The organism is Nocardia anaemiae NBRC 100462 (genome assembly GCF_001612725.1).
Lineage (GTDB): Bacteria > Actinomycetota > Actinomycetes > Mycobacteriales > Mycobacteriaceae > Nocardia > Nocardia anaemiae.
This window is the reverse complement of the sequence record NZ_BDAZ01000001.1, coordinates 357,647-381,506: the sequence shown is the minus strand read 5'-3', so window position 1 is coordinate 381,506 and position 23,860 is coordinate 357,647. Positions and strand designations below refer to the sequence as shown.

General features: G+C 64.9%; 19 protein-coding genes. 6 read left to right on the top strand and 13 right to left on the bottom strand.

The features are described from left to right. Positions 1-12 precede the first annotated feature (12 nt). On the bottom strand, positions 13-918 hold the full coding sequence (locus tag NA5_RS01660) for a DUF8832 domain-containing protein (protein WP_062981032.1): 906 nt from the start codon (positions 916-918) through the stop codon (positions 13-15). Positions 919-1,076: 158 nt separating this feature from the next. Beyond that, positions 1,077-1,832 (bottom strand): carboxymuconolactone decarboxylase family protein, encoded by a 756-nt coding sequence (locus NA5_RS01655; protein ID WP_062981327.1) that lies wholly within the window; start codon positions 1,830-1,832, stop codon positions 1,077-1,079. A 119-nt stretch (positions 1,833-1,951) separates the two neighbouring features. On the opposite strand from NA5_RS01655, the gene NA5_RS01650 reads away from it, so the two are divergent. Beyond that, positions 1,952-2,509, top strand: coding sequence for a TetR/AcrR family transcriptional regulator (locus tag NA5_RS01650; RefSeq protein WP_062981029.1), 558 nt, complete (start codon positions 1,952-1,954; stop codon positions 2,507-2,509). A 118-nt stretch (positions 2,510-2,627) separates the two neighbouring features. Here NA5_RS01650 and NA5_RS01645 read toward each other — a convergent pair whose 3' ends face one another. The 9 genes from NA5_RS01645 to NA5_RS01605 form a co-directional block, all read right to left on the bottom strand. Next, a complete protein-coding gene (locus NA5_RS01645; RefSeq protein ID WP_084483801.1) occupies positions 2,628-3,329 on the bottom strand; it encodes a sterol desaturase family protein in 702 nt (233 codons plus the stop codon). Positions 3,330-3,432: 103 nt separating this feature from the next. Next, positions 3,433-4,170, bottom strand: a complete 738-nt coding sequence (locus tag NA5_RS01640) for a FadR/GntR family transcriptional regulator (RefSeq protein WP_062981027.1) — start codon at positions 4,168-4,170, stop codon at positions 3,433-3,435. Positions 4,171-4,466: 296 nt separating this feature from the next. After that, positions 4,467-5,237: a hypothetical protein gene (locus NA5_RS01635; protein ID WP_062981025.1), complete on the bottom strand. Its 771-nt coding sequence runs from the start codon at positions 5,235-5,237 to the stop codon at positions 4,467-4,469. Continuing rightward, entirely contained in the window at positions 5,234-6,901 is a 1,668-nt protein-coding gene (locus NA5_RS01630; protein ID WP_062981023.1) for an ABC transporter family substrate-binding protein, read from the bottom strand. The genes NA5_RS01635 and NA5_RS01630 overlap by 4 nt, the downstream gene beginning before the upstream one ends. Continuing rightward, positions 6,898-8,583, bottom strand: coding sequence for an ABC transporter family substrate-binding protein (locus tag NA5_RS01625; RefSeq protein WP_062981021.1), 1,686 nt, complete (start codon positions 8,581-8,583; stop codon positions 6,898-6,900). The genes NA5_RS01630 and NA5_RS01625 overlap by 4 nt, the downstream gene beginning before the upstream one ends. Next, entirely contained in the window at positions 8,580-10,253 is a 1,674-nt protein-coding gene (locus tag NA5_RS01620; protein WP_062981019.1) for an ABC transporter family substrate-binding protein, read from the bottom strand. Before NA5_RS01620 ends, NA5_RS01625 begins: the two co-directional genes overlap by 4 nt. Before the next feature lie 11 nt (positions 10,254-10,264). Beyond that, positions 10,265-12,139 (bottom strand): ABC transporter ATP-binding protein, encoded by a 1,875-nt coding sequence (locus tag NA5_RS01615; RefSeq protein ID WP_062981017.1) that lies wholly within the window; start codon positions 12,137-12,139, stop codon positions 10,265-10,267. Next, positions 12,136-13,080, bottom strand: coding sequence for an ABC transporter permease (locus tag NA5_RS01610; RefSeq protein ID WP_062981015.1), 945 nt, complete (start codon positions 13,078-13,080; stop codon positions 12,136-12,138). The genes NA5_RS01615 and NA5_RS01610 overlap by 4 nt, the downstream gene beginning before the upstream one ends. Further along, positions 13,077-14,054 (bottom strand): ABC transporter permease, encoded by a 978-nt coding sequence (locus NA5_RS01605; RefSeq protein WP_062981012.1) that lies wholly within the window; start codon positions 14,052-14,054, stop codon positions 13,077-13,079. The genes NA5_RS01610 and NA5_RS01605 overlap by 4 nt, the downstream gene beginning before the upstream one ends. A gap of 162 nt (positions 14,055-14,216) precedes the next feature. On the opposite strand from NA5_RS01605, the gene NA5_RS40075 reads away from it, so the two are divergent. Together NA5_RS40075 and NA5_RS01590 are read left to right on the top strand one after the other, a co-directional pair. Further along, positions 14,217-15,188 (top strand): hypothetical protein, encoded by a 972-nt coding sequence (locus NA5_RS40075; protein ID WP_157110171.1) that lies wholly within the window; start codon positions 14,217-14,219, stop codon positions 15,186-15,188. A gap of 74 nt (positions 15,189-15,262) precedes the next feature. After that, positions 15,263-16,063: a Cof-type HAD-IIB family hydrolase gene (locus tag NA5_RS01590; protein WP_062981325.1), complete on the top strand. Its 801-nt coding sequence runs from the start codon at positions 15,263-15,265 to the stop codon at positions 16,061-16,063. Positions 16,064-16,396: 333 nt separating this feature from the next. Here the strand turns inward: NA5_RS01590 and NA5_RS01585 are convergent, their stop codons facing one another. After that, on the bottom strand, positions 16,397-18,868 hold the full coding sequence (locus NA5_RS01585) for an N-acetylmuramoyl-L-alanine amidase (RefSeq protein ID WP_062981006.1): 2,472 nt from the start codon (positions 18,866-18,868) through the stop codon (positions 16,397-16,399). A 342-nt stretch (positions 18,869-19,210) separates the two neighbouring features. On the opposite strand from NA5_RS01585, the gene NA5_RS01580 reads away from it, so the two are divergent. After that, positions 19,211-20,941: a SpoIID/LytB domain-containing protein gene (locus NA5_RS01580; RefSeq protein WP_084483800.1), complete on the top strand. Its 1,731-nt coding sequence runs from the start codon at positions 19,211-19,213 to the stop codon at positions 20,939-20,941. Between the two features lie 535 nt (positions 20,942-21,476). Here the strand turns inward: NA5_RS01580 and NA5_RS01575 are convergent. Beyond that, positions 21,477-21,977, bottom strand: coding sequence for a MarR family winged helix-turn-helix transcriptional regulator (locus tag NA5_RS01575; protein WP_062981004.1), 501 nt, complete (start codon positions 21,975-21,977; stop codon positions 21,477-21,479). Positions 21,978-22,083: 106 nt separating this feature from the next. Here NA5_RS01575 and NA5_RS01570 point away from each other — a divergent pair, with 106 nt between their 5' ends. After that, complete coding sequence (locus NA5_RS01570) at positions 22,084-23,010, top strand: EamA family transporter (protein WP_062981002.1); 927 nt, start codon at positions 22,084-22,086, stop codon at positions 23,008-23,010. 70 nt (positions 23,011-23,080) lie between these two features. Next, entirely contained in the window at positions 23,081-23,842 is a 762-nt protein-coding gene (locus tag NA5_RS01565; RefSeq protein WP_062981000.1) for a MerR family transcriptional regulator, read from the top strand. Positions 23,843-23,860: the final 18 nt, after the last annotated feature.

Genomic DNA, 23,860 nt, shown 5'->3' with positions numbered 1-23,860 from the left:
TCAGGGTAGTGATCAGTGGCCGTGTCCGGCGGGCTCCGCGGCGGGAACATGCGCGGGACCGGCGACCGAGAGGGTGAATTCGGCGGTGCGAACCACGCCTTCGTGCTGGAAATCGAGGAAGAGTCGGTAGTCGCCCGCGCTCGGTGCGTCGACGTAGAAGGTAATGCCTGGTCCGGCCGGGGTCACACCGTCACCGGGACTGCCTTCCGGGTGGACGTGCAGGTAGGCGAGGTCGGCGGCGCGCAATGCCACCAGGTGACCATAGGCGCCGAGGTAGGGCTGCAGATCGGTGACCGGTTTGCCATTGCGGCTGACCGAGAGCACAACCTTCGAGGCCTGGCCCGGCGTGACGGCACCGTTCAGCGCGACGGTGTAGTCGCCGACCTGCGCGGTAGTGGTGGGCGCTGGCAGTGCTTGCGCGTCGTAGTTGCCCGCGACCCGCAGATCGGCGCCGAGCGTCAGATTCGCACCGCCATCGGGTGTGAAGTCAGCGAAGACCCGGTAGTCACCGGCGCGGGTGAGATTCAGCGGGACGCTCCAGGTTCCGGTCTGGTCGAGCACCGGATGCACGTGCTGGAAGGCGGCCATATCGCGGCGGACCACGATGAGGTGCAGATCCTTGTCGTGGCTGCGGACGTAGCTGGTGACCGGTGCGCCGTCGCGATTCAGGATGCGGAACCGCAGCGGAACATTCGCCGCCGCGGTGGTCTGTGGGGTGTCCAAGCGCAGGGTGTAACCGTTTTCGCTGGCCATGAGTCCCGCGGGCAGCTCCTCGGACTCGCCCATGGCCTCATGTCCCTTCGCGTCGTGCGCGGACTCGGAGGGCTGCGGCCCGAGCGTGGCACCGACGGCCAGTGCGATCCCGAAGACCGCCGCGAGACCGAGGGTGAAGCCGGTGAACTTGGTTGCTGCGTTCATCAGGGGCTCCGTTCGGATTTATTCGGCGGGCCGTCCCGTCGAACTCGGCTCTACCATACCCCCCTAGGGTACGTTGTCAAGACGGTACGGGGTGAGGGTATGCGGACATGGCAAGAGCCCGGCTCGGTATGAACCGGGCCGGGCTCTCGACTATCGACTCAGGCTTCCGGGCGGTAGGTGAGCAGAGCCACCGCGGGCGCCGAAACCACCTGCACCTCGGCCGAGTCCGCAACCTTGACGTGCAGGAATCCGCCCTCGATCAATACCTCGACATCATCGATCGCACGCACCGGCTGTCCATCCCGGTCGAGCAGTGCATATCCGTCGACCAGAGCGACTTCGGTGGCCTGCCGCCATTTCGCGGTCATCGTGGTGCCTTTCGTCGGCGCGGCAGCAGGGAAGTCCAGTTCCGGCTGCGCGACATGGTTGAAGTAGTTCGACAGGATATTCAGCGCGATATGGCCGACCACCTCGCTCAATTCGGCGTCGCTCACCCCGCGCTCGCGGGCCGAGTCGATGACGCGATCGTCGACCCGGCCGCGCGACCGCATGACCTCGCGCGCGACCCGCAGCACCGCATCCGCATGCGGATCATCGGCGTGCGCCTCGCGGGTGGCCGCGATGGCGTCCTCGGTGAAACCCATTCGGCCCGCTCGCATGCTGTGCGCGGCAACGCAGTAATCGCAACCGTTTTCGCTCGCGACCAGCAGTGCCAATTGTTCGCGGACGCGGGCGGAAAGCTTGCCGCGGGTCAGTGCGTCGCGCATGTTCAGGTATCCGCGCAATGTCGCGGGGCTGTTCGCCATGGCGGCATAGAGATTCGGAACCCGGCCCAATTGGCGCTGCACCTCGGTGAGCAGGTCGGCCTGCTCGGTGTCGGCGGTTTCGGTCGATACAAGCGGTAGCCGAGACATCGTGACTCCAAACTCGAACATTATGGTACTGATCGGTACCGAGTTGAAACGGTACTGATCGGTGCCGAATACGTCAAGTCGAATGGTACTGATCGGTTCCGTCCTGGTACGGTGATGCCATGGCAACGCAGGCCAGACAGCGATTACTCACCACCGCCGAGGAACTCTTCTACGCCGAGGGCATCAGGGCGGTCGGCGTCGATCGCCTACTGCAGGAGTCCGGCGTCGGCCGTGCATCCTTCTATCGCCACTTCGCGAGCAAGGACGACCTGGTCGTCGCGGTACTCGAGGACCGGGATCGGCGCTGGCTGGCGTGGCTGCGCGAGTCTGTCGAAGCGCGGGCGAGCGACCCGGCGGACCGCCCGCTCGCGGTTTTCGACGCGCTTTGCGAACGCTTCGCCCGCAAGGACTTCCGCGGCTGCGCCTTCATCAACACCATGGTCGAAGTGGCCGATCCGGGCTCGCCCGCCCATCATGCGGCCGATCGGCACAAACGGCGCGTCATCGACTATCTCACCGAAATACTTACCGCCGCAGGGCGATCCGATGCCGAGGAGCTGGCCGCTGAATTCGCGCTGCTCGTCGACGGTGCGATTGTCACGGCGGTACGCGAGAATTCTCCGGCCGCGGCCGACCGTGCTCGCACCATCGCGCACCGTCTGCTCGCGGCGACCTGACATCGCTACCTGCCGCTGGGCGACCTCCCGGTGGCGCGATGCTCCGTACGATGGGTTCGGAAGCCTACCGCGTCGGTATTCCCACGTACGCACGCGATCTCCCGGGCCCCCGAGCCGGTCAGGCGGAGTGGAGATGGCGGGCGGTCGGGGAGGTTTCGGTGGTTGCCGGGTCAGGGTAGGTGCCGAGCAGTCGGTCGGCGGTGCCGGAGGTGGTCACGGTGAACCAGTAGTGCTCGTTCTTGTAGTGGTGGTGGCGGTGATTGCGCCAAACTGCCCGGTACAGTGAGCCTTTCGGTTTGTAGTCGGTGTGGATCAGATAATGCGTCCACTCGTAGCCGAGGCCGAGGGCGGTGATCATCAGCAGGAACGTCAGGCCGAGGCCGAGCCGGGGAAAGGCCAGGATCGCGATCGCGACCAGGACGACGACCAGTACCGACAGCGTCTTGGTCGGGATGAAGATCAGCGGGATATCGCGCGGATCCACATGGTGCTCGCGGTGTTTGCGGGCCAGTTCGCTATCGATCGGAATCGGCCCGAGTTGCCTTGGCCGCCAATGCAACACCGTGACGTGCACGATCCATTCGAAGACCGGAAAGACCGCGAGCATGACCGCGGGCACCAGCGCATCGGTCGATTGCCAGTCGCCCACAGTGATTCGGGCGACCAGCGCCGCCACCAGCGTGGTGCCGATGAGCCAGGGCGAGGGATGCCGGATGAATTCGCGGAAGGCGGCGGCGAGGGTGAGCCCGCGGCGCAGCGGCCGTCCGTCCTGACGCGCGTGCTCGGCCGAATCTTTGCGGGATGATTGGGGTTTCGTCATGGTCTTTTCCTTGGTGGAGCCAGTCGGTGCAGATCGGTGACGCACCGAGCGATATTCCGAACCGCTGCGATGACCCGGGGATTGCCGGATCGCGGATTCGCCGTCAGCGTTCGATGTTTTCGGTACCCTCCAATACTTCGATCAGAGCCGTAGTCGCTGGTTCGAGCAATGCCCGAGCGATGCTCGCGGCCTGTTCCGGCGCGCCGGTTTCGATGGCGGCGGCCAGGTTTCGATACGCCTCGACATTGCCCACCTCGGCGGACATGATCGGGGCCAGTGCCGCGAGCGCGGGTTCATAGGCGGCGCGCAACATGTTGAACATCAGTCGGAAGACGATGGAATCGGCCGCGTCGACGACGTGATCCCAGAACTCCATCGCATGCCGCTGCGCTGCGACCGGATCCTGTTCGGCGGCGAGCGCTTCGACGGTGCGGTCCAGGGCCGCGCGTACAGTGGCGGACTCGGTTCTGCCGAGCCGGATCGCCGCGAGTTCGGCCACCTTGGGTCCGTTGTGCAGCCGTGCCTCCAGAATGCTGCGCGCGACCTTCGGTTCCAGCTCACCGGCCTGAACCAGCAGCCGGGGCAGCACCTCGAGCCCGGCCCCGCGCCGATAGTCCAGCACGGTGGTCGCATCGCCCTGCCGCACCGCCACCAGTCCAGCGGCCGCCAGGCGCTGCAATGCCTCGCGCACCGCGGGCCGCGAAACACCTAATGCCTCCGCCAACTGCCGCTCACTGGGGAGCGTCGCGCCAGGCGCCAATTCGCCACTGAGCACATCCGCCGCGATCTGCTCGAACACATCGCCGGACACCGACCGCTTGATCACCGGTTGCAACGCCATACCGCAACTCTGCGCCAAATAGGTCAGGAGGTCAAGTGGTCAGACCAGTTCTGAGCCCTCTTGCCCGGTTCGTCGACCACTCGGCCAGAGCGGTTCCGAACTAGAGTGCGGTGACCGCACCGCCGGGGCGCTTGGCGCGGGCACCATGGTGCATCCGCTGGCAGCGGCAGGTATGCGCGTGGCTTCGCCGACCGGGCGGTCGAGGGTGAATATGCCGCTGCAAATCGGTGCGGCTGGTGCTGGCGCAACACTCGCGGCGTTCGAATGACCCCCGTGCCCGATCGGGACAGCGCAAGTCAGCTGGGGTCGGAGCCGCGAATGGCGCCGAGCCAGATGGCGGTGGCGGCGGCAACCGATGTGGCGGCGAGGAAGGCCATGAAGCCACCGGCGGCGACGTAGACCCACATGAGTGCCACGAAAGGCGCGGCGACGGTGGATTGCGCGTCGAGCAGCAGGCGGCGGCGCACCCGCGCGGAGTCGGTGGCGAGGATCGGGGCGTCGGGATCGGGACGAGAGGGATTGTCGATCAGGCGGCCGGGCGGTTCGGAGGTCCGCGCTTTTCCGGACGGATAGAAGTGCAGGGTGGCGGTGTCGACGGATCTGTCGGTCACATCGGCTTCGGCCTCGGTCATACCGAGCAGCGCCGGCTCGAAAAACACTGGCAACCAGCGAGTTCGGTAGTTTTCGGTGATCTCCAGCCAGCTACGGCTGACGAGCCGATGCTGCTGGCGCACCCGTTTGATCTCTACGGTTCGCCCGCCCGGGCTGTCCTCGGGTTCCCTGCCGGTATCCGCGCTGACATCCGTTCCGCTGTTGGTTCGGAACCGTGAGCCGCCATCGCTGCCCGAGGTATCTCGGCGTGGGTGGATATCTGCCAACCCATTCGACAGGTAGCCCAATGCCATGGCGAGCTGAAAACCCGTATAGCCCAGAATGCCCAACGCAACCGTCGCCAACGCCGCCACCTGGTCCAAGTCGCCGAACGGCGCCCAGGCCAGGCAGACAACCAGGGCGCCGATCGTCACCGAGACCGGATAGGCCAATGGGTGGCCCGGTCCGAATTTCACTTCAGGAAGCCGACTTTGGTGTAGTCGGGGGTGGCGAGGCCGAAGGCGCCGTAGTTGGCGAGGTTATCGCGGACCGCATAGGTACCCGAGGCCTGCTGCAATGGCACCGAATAGCCTTCGGCGAAGATCATCTGATCGCATTTGTTCGCCAACTCGATGGCCTTCGCCGGATCGAGTTCGGCAATGGTCTGTTCGATCAGCGCGTTCAGTTCCGGGGAGCCGATGCGGGCCTTATTGCTCCCCTGACTGTTCGGGTTGTTCGGGTCATACGCGTAGACCTGTGGCAGCACCCCCAGCGGTAGCACGCTACCGCCCCAGCTGAATTGGGCGATGTCGAAGTTTCCCGGATCGATCACATCCTTGAACAACCCTTGGCCGGGTACGGTTTGGATGGTCATCTTCACGCCGACCTTCGCGAGGTTCTGCTGCACGATCTGCGCGGTCTGCACCCAGCCCTCCTGCTGGTACATCACGTCCCGCAGTTCCAGCTTCCGGCCGTCCTTTTCGCGTACATCGCCATTGAGCTTCCACCCGAGCGCGTCGAGCATCCGCGCCGCCTCGGCGGGGTCGTAGGCGATGGGAGCCGAATTGTCCTGGTAGCCCTTCTGCCCCTTCATATAGATGTGGTTGTTCAGCGGCGTCGGATTTTCGACGACACCGTTCTGGGCAGCGGTCACGAGTGCCTGCCGATCGATTGCCTTCGAAATGGCAATGCGCAGTTGTGGATCGGCGAGCAGGGCGCCCTTGCCACCATTGAAGGTCAGATGCGACCAACTGGGCTCGGGCGTGCGCCGCACCACCACGTTCTTGGAGTTCCTCGCCCCGGTCACATTCTCGATGCCGGACATATAGGCATAGTCGATCTCGTTGTTTTGGATCCCGGGCAGCACTGCGGAATCGTCGAGCACGCTGAGCGTGATCGTATCCAGCTTCGGGGTATCACCCCACCATTTCGGATTGCGGCCCAACGTGATCCGGTTCTGCGCGCGATCGATGGCGGTGAGCATGAACGGACCCGAGCTGACCGGGAGCGTGTCGTGGTCGGCGTTACTGAACGCATCCGGAGTGGCAGTGACGGACTTCGGATACAGCGGACTGAATTGACTTTGCCATTCGGCATACGGCTTATTGAAGGTGACGATCGCCTGCCGGTCGTCCTCGCCTCGTTCGACCCTCTCGACCCGGTCGAAGCCACTGGGGGAGGAGATGAGGAAGCCGGGATCCTTCGTGCTCAGCGCGGCCGCCTCTGATCGCAGATCCTCCCAGGTGATCGGTGTGCCATCGGACCATACGGCCTTCGGGTTGATCGTGTAGGTGACCTGCTGGGGGCTGGTATTCGTCAGCTTTATGTCGGTGAAGTAATTGTGATCGACGGTGAGTTCTCCCGCGGCATTGCTCACCCAGGGGGACGGCATGGTCGGATTGATCACCGAGGCCGTGGTATCGGTGGTGCCGTCGATATGCAGATAGTTGAAGTTCTCCGGGAAGTTGGTGATGGCAAGGCGCAGATTCCCGCCGTCACGCAGTTCGCTGCGATCCTTCGGGTTGATGTCATTGGTGCTGCCGATATCGACCGTGCCCGGGGTGATGCTGTTGTCGGAACAACCGGTCACGATCAGGCCGAGCGCGATAACCGGAACCGCCACCGCGGTCGCGAATCTCATTTCTCGAACCCGACCTTGGTGTAGTCCGCCGACGCGAGGCCGAAGGCGCCGTAATTGGCCAGCCCCTCGCGCACCGCGACGGTGCCCGCGGACTGCACGATGGGCAGCGAGAAGCCCTCCTCGAAGATCATCTTGTCGCACTCGTTCGCCAACTCGATGGCCTTCTCGGGATCGAGTTCGGCGATTGTCCGCTCGATCAGCGCATTCAGTTCGGGCGAGCCGATCTTGCCCTTGTTGCTCAACGTATTCGCCGGGTCGAAGGCGTAGATCTGCGGCAGCGCACCGAGCGGGAGAATGCCACCGCTCCAGGTGAATTGAACGATATCGAAGTTGCCCGGATCGACCACATCGGTGAAAAGTCCATTGCCGGGGTAGGTCTGGATGATCAGCTTGACGCCGATCTTCGCCAGGTTCTGTTGTGCGATCTGCGCCATCTGCACCCAGCTCTCCTGCTGGAACATCACATCGCGGATTTCCAGCTTGCGGCCGTCCTTCTCGCGGACATCGCCATTGAGCTTCCACCCGAGATCATCGAGTTCTTTGGCGGCTTGTTCGGGGTTGTAGGCCACCGCTGCCGCATTGTCCTGATAACCCTTCTGACCAACCATGAAGATGTGGTTGTTGAGCGGCTTGGGGTCGACCACCACGCCCTGCTGGGCCGATGTCGCGATGGCCTGCCGATCGATACCCTTCGAAATGGCAACGCGCAGTTTCGGATCCGCGAGGATCGAGCCGGGCGCGCCATTGAAGGTGAAGTGCGAGAACCGCGGCGCGGGCGCACGACGCACCTTGATGCCCGGCGCGTTCGAGGCGGTCTTGACCTCATCGATGCCCGATACCGTCGCCGAATCCAGTTCATTGTTCTGCAGTGCGTTCAGCCGCGCCGAGTAGTCGAGCACGCTGTAGGTGACGGTATCCAGCTTCGGCGTATCACCCCACCATTTCGGGTTGCGGCTCAATATGATTCGCTGCTGCGCCTTATCGATCGAGGTGATCACGAACGGCCCTGCCGAAACCGGCAGACCGTTGCGGTTGACGTCGTCGAAGGCCTGCGGTGTCGCGGTCGACGCCTTGGGGTAGACCGTGCTGAAGATGCCCTGCCATTCCGCATAATGCTGGGCCATGGTGACGATCGCCTGGCGGTCGTCGACACCGCGTTCGACCGTGCCGATCTGGGCGTAGCCCTGGGTTGCCGCCACCTGGAAGGCCGGGTTGCGCCCGCTGAGCGCCTCGGCCTGGGATTTCAGATCTTCCCAGGTGATCGGCGTTCCATCGGTCCAGATCGCCTTGGGATTGATCGTATAGACAATGGTCTGCGGATTGGTATTGGTGAGTTTGATTTCGGTGAAGTAGTTGGTATCGGTGGTGATATTGCCCGCCGCATCGGATTTGACCGAGCCCGGCAGCGTCCACCCGACCAGATCGGATACGTCGCCGTCGGAGTCGACATGCAAGGCATTGAAGGTCGCCGGGAAACCCGTCAGCGCCAGCCGCAGATTCCCGCCGTCGCGCAGATCGCCGGCGTCCTTCGGATTGATGTCATTGGCCGTGCCGATCGAGCTGGAACCCGCCGTCACATCATCGCCCGACCCGCACCCGGACAGAATCAGCGCGATGGCGACGGCGGGTGCCGCGATCCGAATTCCAACCCGGCGGTGCCGGGCGATGCGTGCTGTTGTCATTTCACGAATCCGATCTTGGTGTAGTCGTAGGACGCGAGGCCGGGGGAACCGATATTGGCGAGATTCGCGCGGACGCCGAAGCTGCCGTCGCTCTGCATCAGTGGCAGCGAATGACCCTCCTCGAACACCTTGCGATCCACCTCATTGGCCAGCTCGAGCGCCTTCGCCGGATCCAGTTCCGACAGGGTGCGATCGATCAGGGCATTGAGTTCCGGCGAGCCGACGCGGGCGTAATTGCCCTGCAGATCGTTCGGGTCGTAGTAATACGCCTGTCGAATACTGCTGAACGCGAACGCATCTCCCACCCAGATGAACTGGGCGGCGTCGAAATCACCGGGCTGGATGACATCGGTGAAATACCCGGCCCCCGGCCTGGTGTCGATGGTCAACCCGACCCCGATTTCGGCGAGATTCCGCTGGATGATCTGGGCGATCTGCACCCAGGTCGGATCGTTGTACATGACATCGCGGATGACGAGCTTGCGCCCGTCCTTCTCTCGCACATCGCCGTTGCGCTTCCAACCGGCCTCGTCGAGTTCGCGCGCCGCGGCGGTCGGATCGAAGCCGAGGCTATTGTCCCGATAGCCCGCCTGGCCCTGCAGGAATATGTGATTGTTCAGCGGCTTCGGATTCTCCACCAGCCCGTTCTGAATCGCGGTGACGATCGCCTGCCGATCGATGGCCTTGGAAATCGCGACGCGCACCCTGGCGTCGGACAGGATCGACCCCGGCGCACCATTGAAGGTGATGTGGCGCCAGCGATTACCCGGCGCGCGCCGCACCACCAGGCCGCCGGTATTGCGCACCGTCTGGACATCGTCGACCGTGGTCAGCTGTACCAGGTCGAGTTCGTTGTTCTGCAGCGCCGTCGTCCATGCCGAGTGGTCGAGCACGCTGTAGGTGATGGTGTCGAGTTTGGGTTTCGCACCCCACCATTTCGGATTGCGGCCGAGCACGATTCGGCCCTGCGATCGGTCGGTGGAGACGACCTGGAACGGTCCTGCACTCGGTCCCATCGCATCGGCCAGACTGTTGTTGAACGAATCCGGGTCGGCGGTAACGGATTTCGGGAACAGCGAGGCATTGCCCGCGAACTGGCCACGCCATTCGGCGTAGGGATGGCTGAAGGTCAGCACGGCCTGGCGGTCGTCGATGCCGCGTTCCACCTTGTCCACGAATTCGAAGCCGTTGGTGATGGCGATCAGGAACCGCTTGTCCCTACCGCTGAGCGCATTGGCCTCGGATTTGATGTCTTCCCAGGTGATCGGATTACCGTCGGACCAGACGGCCTTCGGATTGATCGTGTAGGTCACCTGCTGCGGGTTGGTGTCGGTCAGTGCGACATCGGTGAAATAGTCCTTGTCGATGGACAATTCGCCCGCGGGGTTGGTGTCGAACGCGCGTGGCATCAGCGACCGTTCGATATCGGCTATCTCGCCGTCGTTACCGTCATTGGACAGGGTGTTCCAGTTGGCCGGATACGACGTCACCGCCAAGCGCAGATTCCCGCCGTCACGAATTTCGTCGACGCTCTTCGGGTTGATGTCGTTTGTGGTGCCGAGCGTATCCGACAGCCCCGCCGTCGAATCGCCGCCCGAACCACAGCCCGCCGCGATCAGACCCAATGCGACGACCGGTGCCGCCCATCTGGTTCGGGTTCTCGATCGCATCGCGTTCTCCCTTATCGACTGACGACGGGCACCGGAACCGCATCGATCAACGCCCGGGTGTAGTCGTTGCTGGGACGGTCGAAGATCTGTTCGGCGGGCCCGGCCTCCACGATCTTTCCGCGATACATGACCGCGATATCGTGGGCCAGATTGCGGACCACCGAAAGATCGTGGGAGACGAACAGATAGGACAGACCGTGCTCGGTCTGCAGATTGCGCAGCAGATTCAGCACACCCGCCTGGATGGACACATCCAGTGACGACACCGGCTCGTCCAGCACGAGAATCTCCGGATCCAGGGCCAGCGCACGGGCGATGCTGATGCGTTGTTTCTGGCCGCCGGAGAAGTCGGCGGGATAGCGATCGGCGTGTTCGGGCCGCAGACCGACCTGTTCGAGCAATTGCGGTATGCGCTCGGCGATTTCGGTGCGGGGGCGGCCATCGATGCGCATCGGTTCGGCGAGCACGTCGAAGATCGGCAGCCGCGGGTCCAGTGCGGCCGTCGGATCTTGGAAGACGATCTGCATCTTCCGGCGGATCTCCCGCTTGCGCGCCTTGGTCAGGGTCGCGATATCGCTGCCCATGATCTCGATGGTGCCCTCTTGCGGCCGCACCAGGTCGAGAATCTGGGTGAGTGTAGTGGATTTTCCGGATCCGGATTCGCCGACCAGCGCCAATGTGCGTCCGGCGCGCACCTCGAAGCTGATGCCGTCGACGGCGCGGACCTCGCCCCTGCGGCGTTTGAACACCACACCCGAGGTGATCGGGTAGGTCTTCACCAGATCCGAAACCCGCAGCACCACCCGCTCATCGGTATCGGCTTCGGCGCTCGGCTCCGGAATCTCCTGGCGGTAGGCATCGAACAGATCGGCGGAGGTGACCTCGGCGGTGCGGATGCAGGCGGCCGAATGGCCGGGGCCGGTCTTCTCCAATGGCGGCTCGGCCGCACGGCAATCATCGATGGCGATGGGGCAGCGCGGTGCGAACGAGCAGCCCGGCGGCAGTGCGTGCATGGCCGGTGGTGCGCCGACGATCGGGATCAGCGGGCTGCGTGGCGGGCCGTCCATCCGCGGAATCGAACCGAGCAGACCGACCGTATAAGGCATCCGCGGCGCGGCGAAAAGCTCTGCCGCCGGGGCGGTTTCGACGATCTTCCCGGCGTACATCACCGCGACCCGATCGGCGAGCGTTGCCGCGATCCCCATATCGTGGGTGATCATGATGACCCCGGCGCCGGTGATATCGCGCGCCTTGCGCAGCAGATTCAGGATCTGCTTCTGCACCGTCACATCGAGTGCGGTGGTCGGCTCATCGCAGATGATCAGCGCGGGGTCATTGGCGATGGCCATCGCGATGACAACCCGCTGACGCATACCGCCGGAGAACTCGTGCGGAAAAGCCTTGGCGCGCAATGCCGGTTCCGGAATGCCGACCAGATCCAGCAGTTCGACGGCCCGCGCCGAGGCCTCTCGACCGGTCATATCCGTATGCGCGAGCAGGGCTTCGGCGACCTGATCGCCCACCCGGTACACCGGTGTCAGCGCCGAGAGCGGGTCCTGGAACACCATGCTGATGGAACGTCCACGCAGCTTGGACAATTGGCGGTCGCCGAGCCCGAGCAGTTCGCGCCCGCGCAGCCGAATGGAACCATTGATCCGCGCCTGCTCCGGCAGCAATCCGATCACCGCGAGCGAGGACACCGATTTGCCGGATCCGGATTCGCCGACGATGGCGAGCACTTCGCCATCGGAGACGGTGTAGTTCACCCCGCGCACCGCGTCGATGCGACCCTCCTCGCTGGGGAAGGTGACCCGCAGATCGGTGACCTCCAACAGCGGTGCGGTGGAGTTCTTCTCGATGGCGACCTTGTCTGCCGGGCCCGTCATGACGCTACAACCTTCTTTTCCGACCCGGCCTTCTTGCGCGAGCGAGCCCGTTTGGCACTGGGGTCGAATGCGTCACGCAAACCGTCACCGACCAGATTCGCCGAAAGCACGATGACGATCAGCAGTCCACCGGCGAACATGAACAGCCAGGGGAAGGTGAGCGCCGATGCGGTGCCCGATGCAATGAGCGTGCCGAGTGAGACATCCGGCGACTGCACACCGAATCCGAGGAAGCTCAAACCGGTTTCGGCCATGATCGACGCGCCCACCGACAGCGTAGTGTCGATGATCAGGATCGATGCGATATTCGGCAGGATATGGCTCAGGATCACCGTCCTGGTCGGCGCGCCCATATACCGTGCGGCCTTGACGAATTCGCGTTCGCGCAGACTCATGGTCAGACCGCGCACGATGCGCGCGCTGATCATCCAGCCGAAGACGCTCAACAGCAGGATCAGCAGCAGAATGGACCCGCTGCCCTTGGTCTTCGGCGCGAACAGCGCGACGATGATGAAGCTCGGCACCACGAGCAGCAGATCGACCAGCCACATGATGGCCTTATCGGTGAAACCGCCGATGAGTCCGGCGATCGAGCCGGTGAGCGCCGCGATGGTGGTGCTGATGATGGCGACGCAGAAGCCGATGATCAGCGATTTCTGCATGCCACGCAGGGTTTGGGCGAGCACATCGTGGCCGATGGCGTCGGTGCCGAACGGATGCTCGGCCGACGGCGGTTTGCGCAGCGCCGTGCCGTCGAGTTCCTGATAGTCCCAGGTCCAGAAGTACGGCAGCACATAGGCGAGCAGCACCAGCATCAGCAGCATCAGCACGCCCGCGACGGCGGCCTTATTGCGCAGGAACCGCCGCAGTACGAGCCTGCGCCGACCCGAGGCGGCAGCGACCTCCGGCGCGCCTTGGACAATGATTTCGGCTTCCGTCATCCCACACGCACCCTGGGGTCGAGAATCGCGTACACGATATCGGAGAGCAGCCCCGACACCAGTACGACCAGACCGGCGAATGCCGTCACCGTGACGACAACATAGAGGTCCTGGGCATTGATCGAATTGACCAGCCATTCCCCGACGCCGTGCCAGCCGAAGATCTTCTCGGTGAAGGTCGCGCCGGTGATCAACCCGCCGAGGCTGTAGGCGAACAGCGTCGCCATCGGGATGAGTGCGGTCCGCAGGCCGTGTTTGTAGAGCGCCTTGTTACGGGTCAGGCCCTTGGCGCGGGCGGTGCGGATGAAATCGCTCTGCAGCACGTCGAGCATGGCATTGCGCTGATAGCGGCTGTAACCGGCCATCGCGCCGAGGGCCAGACCGGCCGTCGGCAACACCAGATGCTGCAGGCGGTCGAGCAACTGCGGGAAGAAACCGTTGATCTTGTTCGCCGAGGTCTCGCCGGTATAGAGGAAGATCTGCGAGCCGGTGAGCGTATTCACTTCCAGCGCACCGTATTTCAACAAGGTGGCGAGCAGGAACACCGGCGTGCTCAGTACCAGCAGGGAGATGACCGTGGTGAAGTAATCGCTGAATTTGTATTGCCGGATCGCCCCTGCCGCACCGATCAGAACCCCGAGCACCGTGCCCACGATCGAACCGATGATCAGCAGCCGTAGACTCACCAGGACTCGGCGCGGCAGTTCCTCGCTGACCGGCTGTCCGGCCAGCGTCTGGCCGAAGTCACCCTGCGGGATACCCTTCAGCCAGCTGATATAGCGCTGTGGAATCGGCTCGTTGAGATGCAGCTGTTCGGCCTTGGCATCGATCACCGCCTGCGGCGGACGTGGATTGCGCTGTTCGAGACTGTCCAGCGGCGTGAACGTCAGCGACGCCAGACTGAACGTCAGGAACGAAGCCAGCAGCAACAGCACGACATAATTGAACGCGCGTCGTAGCAGGAAGCCGGTCATCAGTCCTCTGGTCCTACGGCTGGTCGGGCCAGCATCGAGTGTTAGCCCCTGATCATAAGGACGTGCGTGCGAGCGTGCGTGACACGCGTGAGATCGGCATGTCCTCTATCCTGGCGAGACCGGCGCGTCCAGGCCTTTTCCCGACGCTCTCAGGGGGATTTCATGAGTTATCCGCAATATCAGCCTTATCCATCGGTCCCGGCACCCGCACCGAGTGGCGGCACCGCGATCACGGCCGGGGTGCTGGCGAGCGTCGGCAGTGCGGGCCAATTGCTCGGCGGCGGCCTCAATATCGTGCTCGGGGCGACCGACCTGGCCCGTGATCTCGCGGAGTACGACTCGACCGGCCTCTTCGTGCACAGCTGGTTCAAGACCTACCTGCTGGTGACCGGTTCGATCGCCGTGGTCTCGGCGTTCCTACTCGGTGTCGGCGCAGTAATGATGTTCACCAGGCGGCCGCTCGGTCGGGTGCTCGTGGTGGCCGGATGCGCGGTGGTGGTGGTGGCCGGTATCGCTGGATACGCGGTAACCGCGCGCTACACGACCTCGGGCGCTAGCGCGGCCGAGATCGGCGGGCTGTTCGGGCTGATTTTCCCGATCGCGACCGCGGTGCTCACACTAGTGCCGCCGACGAGGCGCTGGCTCGATTACCGTCCGGTGGCCGCACCGTCTGTTGGCGCGTACCCGTACGGGCCCGCTGGGTATCCGGCCGGGCCTGGCGTGCCGTCGGCTGGGTATCCGTCTGGATCTGCCATGCCACCGGCTGGATATCCGTCTGGCCCCGGTGTGCCACCGGCTGGGTATCCGTTTGGTCCTGGCGTGTCGTCGGCTGGGTATCCGTCTGGTCCTGGCGTGCCACCAGCCGGGTATCCGCCTGGGGCTGGTGTGCCGTCGGCCGAGTCTCCGTCCGTACCGACGCCCTATTCTCCTTATCCGCAATCTGGTCCGTCGCCTGATGTCCCAGGTGCGCAGTCGCATCCGCAAGCAGGTAGCGATCAGTCGGCCGCGCAGCCGCAATCGGGCGCGAATCCGCAGGCAGCGCCGGATTCTCCACCGCCGGATCTGACTAAACGACAGTCCGACCCGACGATAAAGACCGAGGACTCCCCATGGCGGCGACCGCCGTCACAGTGATAGCCGCGACCTCGCCGAGATGGTCTTCCGGCAGGATGGAATAGGTGACGCGCCTGCACCTGCCCAAGCCGAAGATGGTTGCCACCGATGTGGACGGCACCCTCATCGATCACGACGAGCGGGTCACCGCGCGAACCAAGGCGGCCGTGGCCGCCCTGATCACCGATGGGGTGCCCTTCGTGCTCGCCACCGGACGGCCGCCGCGCTGGATCGATCCGGTGGTCGAAGGGCTGGGCTATGCGCCGCTGTGCGTCTGCGGCAACGGTGCGGTGATCTACGACAGCGCCGCCGACCGGGTACTCACCAGCCGGACCCTGGACGTCGACACGCTCGCCTGGATCGCCGACCTGGCCGAACGGGCGCTGCCCGGCTGCGGTCTCGCCGCCGAACGCGTCGGCGCCAGCGCGCATGACGCGGTGACGCCGCAATTCGTGAGTTCGCCAGAGTATGAACATGCCTGGCTGAATCCGGATGACACCGAGGTCTCGCGCGCCGAGGTGATCGATGCGCCCGCGATCAAGATGCTGGTTCGACTACGCGGCACCCTGAGCGCCGATATGCGCGCGGTCCTGGCGCCGCTGATCGGTGATCGCGCCGATATCACCTACTCGACCGACCATGGCCTGATCGAGATTTCCGCACCCGGCGTCACCAAGGCGTCCGGCCTGGCCATCGTCGCCCAACGCCTCGGTGTCGAACATTCGGCAATCATCGCGTTCGGCGATATGCCCAATGATGTTCCGATGCTGACCATGGTCGGCCATGGCGTCGCGATGGCCAATGCGCATCCGGAGGCGATCGACGCCGCGGACGAGGTCACCGCGGCGAACAACGAAGACGGTGTCGCGCAGGTACTCGAGCGCTGGTGGATCTGAGCCGAACCCGCTGCATCCCAAGGATTTCCGCAACGTAAGGTGTGCGTACCTCCCGCCGAGGGGGCGCTGAGTGGTCCACCAGCGCAGCCCAGGAGGGAGGTGGTGGGGATGGCGAAGCATCGCCGGAAAAAGAGCGAGACCCCGGTCGATTACGGCATGAGCTTGATAGGAGCTGCCGTGATCGCCGGGGTGCTCATCGTGGTCCGCCGAGTCTGGCGGGCTAGGTAATCCCACCTGGTGGGGCCGTCGTACCAGGGCGGTCCCACCGCTCAGCATCACTCGCGTGACGATCTCAACTGTACTAGGTGTGCGCGCAGCACGCGATTGTCTGTGTCAGCTCGCCGGGACCGGGGCTGGTGCCGCGACCGGGTTGCGGTTGACCTGCTGTTGGTAGGTGTCGTTGTATGTCTTCCAGACGGTGCTGACAATGCCGGTCAGTTGGTTGAGAACCAATGAGCCGTACTGGAAGTCGGTGCGCAGTCCATTCGGCACCGGGTAGCTGTTGCTCGTCGGCAGCCCGAGGATTCCGGCATCCCCGCCGAGGGCGAGAAAGCGATCCAGGATCGCGCCGAGCACCTCGAATATCTGACCATCCGGGCCGGTATAGACGTACCCGTTGACGAACTTCGCGTACTGCTGCCCCTGTGCGGCGGGCATCGGCTCGGACGCCGCCGCGCCGAGCGGACCATCGGGACCACCCTTATCGGCCCAGTGCTTGGCGATCGGATTCTGATTCACCATGCCGAGCAGCTTGGCGGTGAGTGCGGCGAGCGTGGCGATATCGGTCTGGGTCTGCGTTCGGGGCTGTGGTGCCGTCGGCGCCTGTGCCTGCTGCTGCGGCCTGGTGGAGGTGCCGGACGACGCCGATATGCCCGCCGCGATATCTCGAATGCGATCCATATCCGCGTAGGCGGAGTCACCGGGGCAGCTGGTATTGCCGACGTCGCGGTGCGCGAACACCACCGGCAGCCGAACCGCCTCACCCTGCGCGTAGGAGGTGAATTCGGTGCCCTCGGAGTACATCGTGGTGTAGCCCTTGGGATCCAGGCCCGCGATCTTGGACCGCCACCCGATGAATCGGCCGATCGCGTTGATCGCCTCTTCCGATGGTTCCTCGGACTCGTAGTTGCCCATCAGCGCGACGCCCGAGGTGTTCTCGTTGAATCCACCCGCGTGCGCGCCCTGCACCGGACGATCCAGTCCGCCGAACCGGCCCTCGAAGATCTGGCCGTACTTGTCGACCAGCGCGTTGTAGCCGATATCGCACCAGCCCAATGTTTTTGCGTGATAGGTGTAGATCGCGCGCACGATGCCCGCCGATTCGGCCGGAGTGTAGTCGTTGCGGCCCGCGGTGTGGTGCACGGTGAGGCCGCCGAGTTGGTCGTCGTAGGTGGGTTCCTCGCAGCGGATGGATTCGTCCGCGCCCCACTGGGATCGGGTGATGACATTGGGTCCGCCGCTGGGCAGCGCCGCCGCGACATTGCCGAGCGCACCGTCGATCGCGCCGCGGCCCGGATCGATCAGCACGGCCGTCAGTGCGGCGGCGGTCTGGGCCGGGTCATCCGAGCGCCCGGCAGCCGGGGTGGGCAGCATCGGCACGGCGCCCTCCGCGTCACCCACGACCGGGGGACGCGGCGTGCGCGCCACGGCTGGCTTGCGGGTCACCAGAATCTGTACGGACTTGGTATTGCCGACGTAGATCGGTTCGGTGCCGGTGGTGCCGCCCGTCGCCCGATCGTTGCGCCGAGTGTCGACGGCCTCGGTGTCGTACCAGGGACCCCAGGTGCCATCGGACTGGCGCGCCCGCACCAGCGCCTTGGTATTCACCAAATCGTGCGCGGTCAGTGCGACCACGCTGAACGGGGTATCGCGGCTGAGCTCCTTGACCTGCGCGCCGACCTGGCCGAGGAGTTCCGGCGGGACGGCGCCGGGGGACAGTGCCGGTGTGTCGGGAGTGACGTCGGGCTCGATCTGGGCGGGGTCGGCGATGAAAGCCGCGGCTGCGGAACGGCCCTGGGTCGGTTGACCGGGGGTCGCGGCCTGCGCTGGGGAGGGGGGCTGATCTGGGAAAGTTTGGCTTGGAGTCGATTGACCCGGGATGGTTTGGCCGGGGAGCGGTTGGCCTGGGGTGTTCTGGCTCGGAACCGTCTGGCCGGGAAGCGGTTGGCCGGTGGTGCTCTGACCGGGAACGGTTTGGCCGGGTAGTGATTGGCTGGGAACTGTTTGGCCGGGTAGGGGCTGGCCGGGAACTGTTTGGCCAGGTAGCGGTTGGCCGGGCAGTGATTGGCCGGGTAGTGATTGGCCGGGTAGTGATTGGCCTGGAACGGTTTGGCCGGGAAGCGGTTGGCCTGGGATGTTCTGGCCCGGAACCGTTTGGCCGGGTAGTGATTGGCCTGGGATGTTCTGGCCCGGAACTGTTTGTCCGGGAACCGATTGGCTCGGTGTGTTCTGTCCGGAATCGAGCTTGGGTAGTGGAATTTCCTTCGGTAGCTCGATGCCGGGAGGCAGCGGCAAACCTTGGGGAACCGGAATGGATTCCGGAATCGGCAGCATGCGTAGATCCGAAAGATGCAGATCAGGCAGGTCGAGCCCGGTGAGTTCGCGCAGCGGAAGGGTGATGTCGGGGACGGTGGTGAGACCCACCTCGGCCAGTTGCGCGGGGATTGCGGCGAGCTCGCTTCCGGTTGTCGAACGGTAATCGGTCGAGTCGCTCAGCGTGAATGTCGCGAGCGGAGACGCTACCGCAAGTGTGGTGACAACCGGGAGCACGTAGGAACGTTTCGGTTTGCGGTACGGCACGAGCATCTCCAATCAGGTCGAACCGCGCGATCATCTGCATGAATGTCAGGGTTGCTTCCTGATGCATCAACGATCACACTAGTTCACAACTGTCACATATCTAAACCTCTGGTTGAGGATTATGTGATTGCTCGAATGTAGCTCTCGATTTGCGACCGGATGGAACGACATGCCGAGGGGTATCGAACCGATCAGGTCCTGGAAAGCCGTGGGAGTGAACGGATCCGAAGCAAACGGCACCGGAATGACACGACGCGGGGGGAGCGAAAAATGCGGCTGAAAACGAGTGCGCCGCGGGGGCGAATTGGCAGACGGCGGATATCGGGAACTTCGATTTCCATCCGTCCGATGCTGGTCACGGGCGGTGCGGCCGTGCTGGCCGGGACTGTTCTCGCGTGCTGGGTATGGCCTGCCGACACACACGTTCGGCCGTTGGCAGGGCCGGGCCACGGGCGCGGCATGAGTCAGGTCGGCGCGTTCGACAGCGCCAGGCAGGGCTGGGCCGCCGAGCGGATTCTCGATCACTACTATCCGGGCGCGACGCTCGGCAAAATCTCGGCGACCACCGTCGGGGTGCGGCTGTTCGCTGGAGACGACTCGACGCTGGACGCCTACGCCGACGCCGGATTGCGAGTCGCGGGCCAGATGCTGCCGCCCGGTCAGGTCGCGCATCTCACCGCACTGCCCGATGGCGGCGCGAATGTGGTTGTCACGGCGGGCTGTGACGGTCCGGTGCTGTGGCAGCGGACGACCGTCGACCCGTGGATTTACCCGCTCAACCCGCGGCCCAACCGTTCCGCCGCCGAACATCTGACCCTGTGCGGTGGTTCCGCATATCGCGGTTCCCTCGGTGTCGCCATGGAAAACGGTGCGGCGCGCACGGTGAATCGCGTCGATATCGAGGACTATCTGCGCGGCGTTGTTCCGGCCGAGGTGCAGGCCAACTGGGCTGAAAAGGGAGCGACGGAAGCCCTTCGCGCACAAGCGATCGCGGCGCGTTCGTACGCGTTGGCCGAGCACCGCTACCCCTACGCGCAGACCTGCGATACCACCGACTGCCAGGAGTATCCCGGCACCGCCAAGGAGGATCCACGCGCGACCGAGGCCATCGCATCGACCGCGGGAACAGTGCTCTTGCGGGACGGCCGAATTCTGCGTTCGGAGTACTCCTCCGCACCGGACGGCGGGGAACCAGCCGATATCTACGCCTTCGATGTCGGACCCACGCCCGCCGAACTCGGCACCCCGGTGGTCGGCGCGGGCACGCCCGTGGATCCACGCAAACAGACCCTCGTCGCCGAATCCCCGATCGATGCCGAATACCGTCGGATCGGCGGCGTCGGCAGCGCGCTCGGCCAACCCCTCGGCCCAGAGCTGGCGCTACCCGAAAACGCCGGAACCTACCGGCTTTTCACCAACGGCGTCATTATCGCGACGCCGACGCTCGGCGCCAAGGTCGTCGACTTCACCACGCTGATGCAACTGGTGCCGGATTCGCACGAGGGCAAGCCCAGCACCCCCGTACCGCCGGGCCGCAACGACCATGCCGTACCTCCGGGTGCAAATGGCGCGCCGGAGAGCGCCGTGCCCGGCGGTACAAATGGCGCGGCTGAAAGCGTGCCGCCCGGAAATACGCCATCGCCCGCCGCGCAAGGTGGCGCACCTGCAAGCGCGCTGCCCGGTGGCCAAACGTCCGCCGAGAGCGCGTTGCCGGGTGATGCGAGCGGCGGTGCATCTGGGAATGCCGGTTCGGGCAATGTCGCGCCAGGAAGGGTGTTGCCGGGCGGCAATGTGTCGCCTGAGGAGGCGTTGTCGGGTGGTGTGAGTGGCGGGCCCGAAAGCGCTGTGCCCGCGGGCAATTCACCCGCGCCCGAAGGTGCGCTCGCACCCGGGACTGTCGTGTCGCCGGGATATTCCGCAGCACCGGGCAGCGTCATCGTCCCGGAGGCCTCGGTCCCGCCCGGGACCACCGTTGCCCCGACCACCGCCTCGACTCCGACGCCTCCACCGCCACGCGCTCCCGCAATTCCCTCGTCTGCGCCGACGAGCGAGGAATTGGAGTTGGGCGAAGAGTTCTGATCGCATCACCCCCTTTGTGGAGCGAATGTCTAGGGCCATGGGTGGCTGCGGCCCCACCGCTCTGGCGAATTCGCCTGCGCGACAGAGGAGTCCAAGCTAAACGCGCCCGTTCGTGCCGCTCGCCTCGTTCCCGGGCGACTGCCGCCGGATTGCCGCGACCCGCGTGTTGGCGATCCTCTGGCCGAGTCGGAGCTGAATCACGAGCCCGAGTCGTGTGCGCCTGTTGGCTTCTGGGGCCCTCGGCGTTCGCCTGATCGCCGCAGCCCTGCCGGGTTGGCGCATCCGCCCGCACATGTCAGGGCTGTGTTACGCGGCTGCGGCCTGTGGCACCGGCTAGAGGCGGGGCCCGGCTTGCGCCCGATTGCCGCGACGTGCCGCGTTGGCGTATTCGCCCGCGCGGGTCGGTGCTGAACTAAGGCTCTGGTCGCGTCGCGCGCCCATCTGGGCCGCCCTCGGGCCGCGGATGCGCCCGATGCCCTGGTGGCGAATCCGCTTGTGCGACAGGAGTTATCAGCGCAGCCAGGCATTCGTCGAATCAGGATGACGCGGTGTCGCCGAGTGATTCGGCAAGTGTCCGGAGTAGATCTGCCAGGTGGTCGCGGTCCTGCTTATCCAGTGCGGCGAGGAGGCGTTGCTCATTCGTCATGTGCAAGGGCAGCAGCTTGTCGATCAGGGTGCGGCCTGCCGCGGTGAGTTGGACGCGGATTGCCCTGCGGTCCTCTGGGCAGGGTGCGCGCTCGACGAGGCCCTTGGCGGCGAGGCGGTCGATGCGGTTGGTGATGGCGCCCGAGGTGAGCATGGCGACCTGGTTCAGGGCGCCCGCGGTGAGTCCGTCGGCGCCGCCGGAGCGGCGCAGGGTCGCGAGCATGTCGAATTCCCAGAACTCCAGGCCGTGTCCGGCGAAGAACTTCTTCAGTTCCTGTTCCAGCAGGCGGGACAGTCGTTGGATGCGTCCGATCACCGCCATCGGTGACACGTCGACCTCCGGCCGTTCCCGGTTCCAGTGCTCGGTGAACAGATCGATCGCGTCGGCCACGGCGTTCCTCTCGATAGTGATTATCTCAACATTCATCTACTTGACGGCGAGGTATGCCAGCGAGTAGATATTTCAACGTTGAGATTATCAATGAGGAGCGACCAACATGACAACAACCACCGCCGCGCGTGACTTGTACGTCGGCACCCTGGCGCTCGCCGCACTCGCCCCGATCGCATGGGGCTCGACCTACGCCGTGACCACCGAATTCCTGCCGCCGGACCGCCCGCTGTTCACGGCGCTGATGCGCGCACTGCCTGCCGGACTCGCGCTGCTCGCCATCACCCGGGTGTTGCCGCGCGGGGTCTGGGTCGGGCGTGCCGTCGCACTCGGTGTCCTCAATATCGGCGCGTTCTTCCCGCTGTTGTTCCTGGCCGCCTACCGACTGCCCGGCGGTGTCGCCGGTGTGCTCGGCGCGGTTGCGCCGATGTTCGCACTGGCCTTCGCGACCGTCGTGCTCGCCGAAAAACCCAACGGGCGCAAGGTAATCGCGGGCCTGATCGGTGTCTTCGGTGTGGCACTCGTGGTGCTGCGCGCCAATGCGCAGCTCGATACGGTCGGTGTCGTCGCCGGACTCGCCGGTGCGGCGTCCATGGCGATGGGCACGGTGCTCACCCAGCGCTGGGGTCGACCCGATGGCGTCGGACCGCTCGCGATCACCGGCTGGCAGCTCACCGCGGGCGGCCTGTTCATCGCGCCGCTCGCCTTGTTGATCGAGGGCGCGCCGCCCGCACTCGATGGCCGGGCCGTCGGCGGCTACCTGTACCTCGGTGTTATCGGCACCGCGCTGGCGTACTTCCTCTGGTTCCGCGGCATCGCCAAGGTACCCGCGACATCGGTCGCCTTCCTCGGACTGCTCAGCCCGATATCGGCGGCCGTGATCGGGTGGATCGCACTCGGCCAGGCGCTGACCCCGCTGCAAGTGCTCGGACTCGGTATCGCGCTCGGCGGCACGCTGCTCGGTCAGATGGTCGGCAAGCCGCGGATCGCGCCCGCCGCGGTCATGCCGCGGGTGCCGGTCGACGCACGTTGAAAGGGTTGACCTTGACGTAACGTCAACTTGCAAGCTGGTAGTACCGACGAGAAAGAAGGGAGAACAGGTCATGCGAACGGGCACCGAATGGTCCATTCAGGATCTGGCCAAGGCGGCCGGTACCACCAGCCGAACGCTGCGCCACTATGGGCAGCTCGGGCTGCTGCCGCCGAGCCGGATCGGCGCCAACGGCTACCGCTACTACGACCAGGACTCCCTGGTTCGGCTGCAACGCATCCTGCTGCTGCGCGAACTCGGCCTCGGCCTTTCGGTCATCGCCGAAGTTCTCGCGGGCGAACAGGACACCGCCGCCGCACTGCGCGCGCACCTGGAACTGCTTCGGCAGGAACAGGATCGGATCCGGCGCCTGATCGAGTCGGTGACCACCACGCTGCACAAGACGGAACGAGGTGAACAACTCATGGCAGCAGAGGTTTTCGACGGTTTCGACCACACTCGGTACAAGGATGAGGTGATCGAACGCTGGGGCAAGGACGCCTACGAAAGCGGTGACCGCTGGTGGCGCTCGCTCAGCGAGGCCGATAAGCAGGCGCACTTCCAGGCCCACCTGGATATCGCCGCCGATTACGGCCGGGTACACGCCGCCGGACTCGCCACCGACAGCGATGAGGTCCAGGCTATTGTCGCGCGGCACTACGACTGGATCGGGATCGGTTCCCAGCGCTGCCCTTCCTACGAGTACTTCACCGGACTCGGCGAAATGTACGTCGCCGACCCGCGTTTCGCGGCCAACTACGACGTACACGGTGACGGCACAACCGAATTCGTGCGTGACGCGATGAAGGCCTACGCCGAGGCCAACCTCCGGTAACGGGATTCGGTGAACAAC

Coding starts and splice junctions, on each gene's coding strand:
- NA5_RS01645 (WP_084483801.1), bottom strand. CDS start 3,329: ATGACGAAACCCCAATCATCCCGCAAAGATTCGGCCGAGCACGCGCGT.
- NA5_RS01650 (WP_062981029.1), top strand. CDS start 1,952: ATGGCAACGCAGGCCAGACAGCGATTACTCACCACCGCCGAGGAACTC.
- NA5_RS01625 (WP_062981021.1), bottom strand. CDS start 8,583: ATGACAACAGCACGCATCGCCCGGCACCGCCGGGTTGGAATTCGGATC.
- NA5_RS01580 (WP_084483800.1), top strand. CDS start 19,211: ATGCTGGTCACGGGCGGTGCGGCCGTGCTGGCCGGGACTGTTCTCGCG.
- NA5_RS01655 (WP_062981327.1), bottom strand. CDS start 1,832: ATGTCTCGGCTACCGCTTGTATCGACCGAAACCGCCGACACCGAGCAG.
- NA5_RS01565 (WP_062981000.1), top strand. CDS start 23,081: ATGCGAACGGGCACCGAATGGTCCATTCAGGATCTGGCCAAGGCGGCC.
- NA5_RS01620 (WP_062981019.1), bottom strand. CDS start 10,253: ATGCGATCGAGAACCCGAACCAGATGGGCGGCACCGGTCGTCGCATTG.
- NA5_RS01585 (WP_062981006.1), bottom strand. CDS start 18,868: ATGCTCGTGCCGTACCGCAAACCGAAACGTTCCTACGTGCTCCCGGTT.
- NA5_RS40075 (WP_157110171.1), top strand. CDS start 14,217: ATGAGTTATCCGCAATATCAGCCTTATCCATCGGTCCCGGCACCCGCA.
- NA5_RS01590 (WP_062981325.1), top strand. CDS start 15,263: ATGGTTGCCACCGATGTGGACGGCACCCTCATCGATCACGACGAGCGG.
- NA5_RS01640 (WP_062981027.1), bottom strand. CDS start 4,170: ATGGCGTTGCAACCGGTGATCAAGCGGTCGGTGTCCGGCGATGTGTTC.
- NA5_RS01570 (WP_062981002.1), top strand. CDS start 22,084: ATGACAACAACCACCGCCGCGCGTGACTTGTACGTCGGCACCCTGGCG.
- NA5_RS01630 (WP_062981023.1), bottom strand. CDS start 6,901: ATGAGATTCGCGACCGCGGTGGCGGTTCCGGTTATCGCGCTCGGCCTG.
- NA5_RS01615 (WP_062981017.1), bottom strand. CDS start 12,139: ATGACGGGCCCGGCAGACAAGGTCGCCATCGAGAAGAACTCCACCGCA.
- NA5_RS01610 (WP_062981015.1), bottom strand. CDS start 13,080: ATGACGGAAGCCGAAATCATTGTCCAAGGCGCGCCGGAGGTCGCTGCC.
- NA5_RS01660 (WP_062981032.1), bottom strand. CDS start 918: ATGAACGCAGCAACCAAGTTCACCGGCTTCACCCTCGGTCTCGCGGCG.
- NA5_RS01605 (WP_062981012.1), bottom strand. CDS start 14,054: ATGACCGGCTTCCTGCTACGACGCGCGTTCAATTATGTCGTGCTGTTG.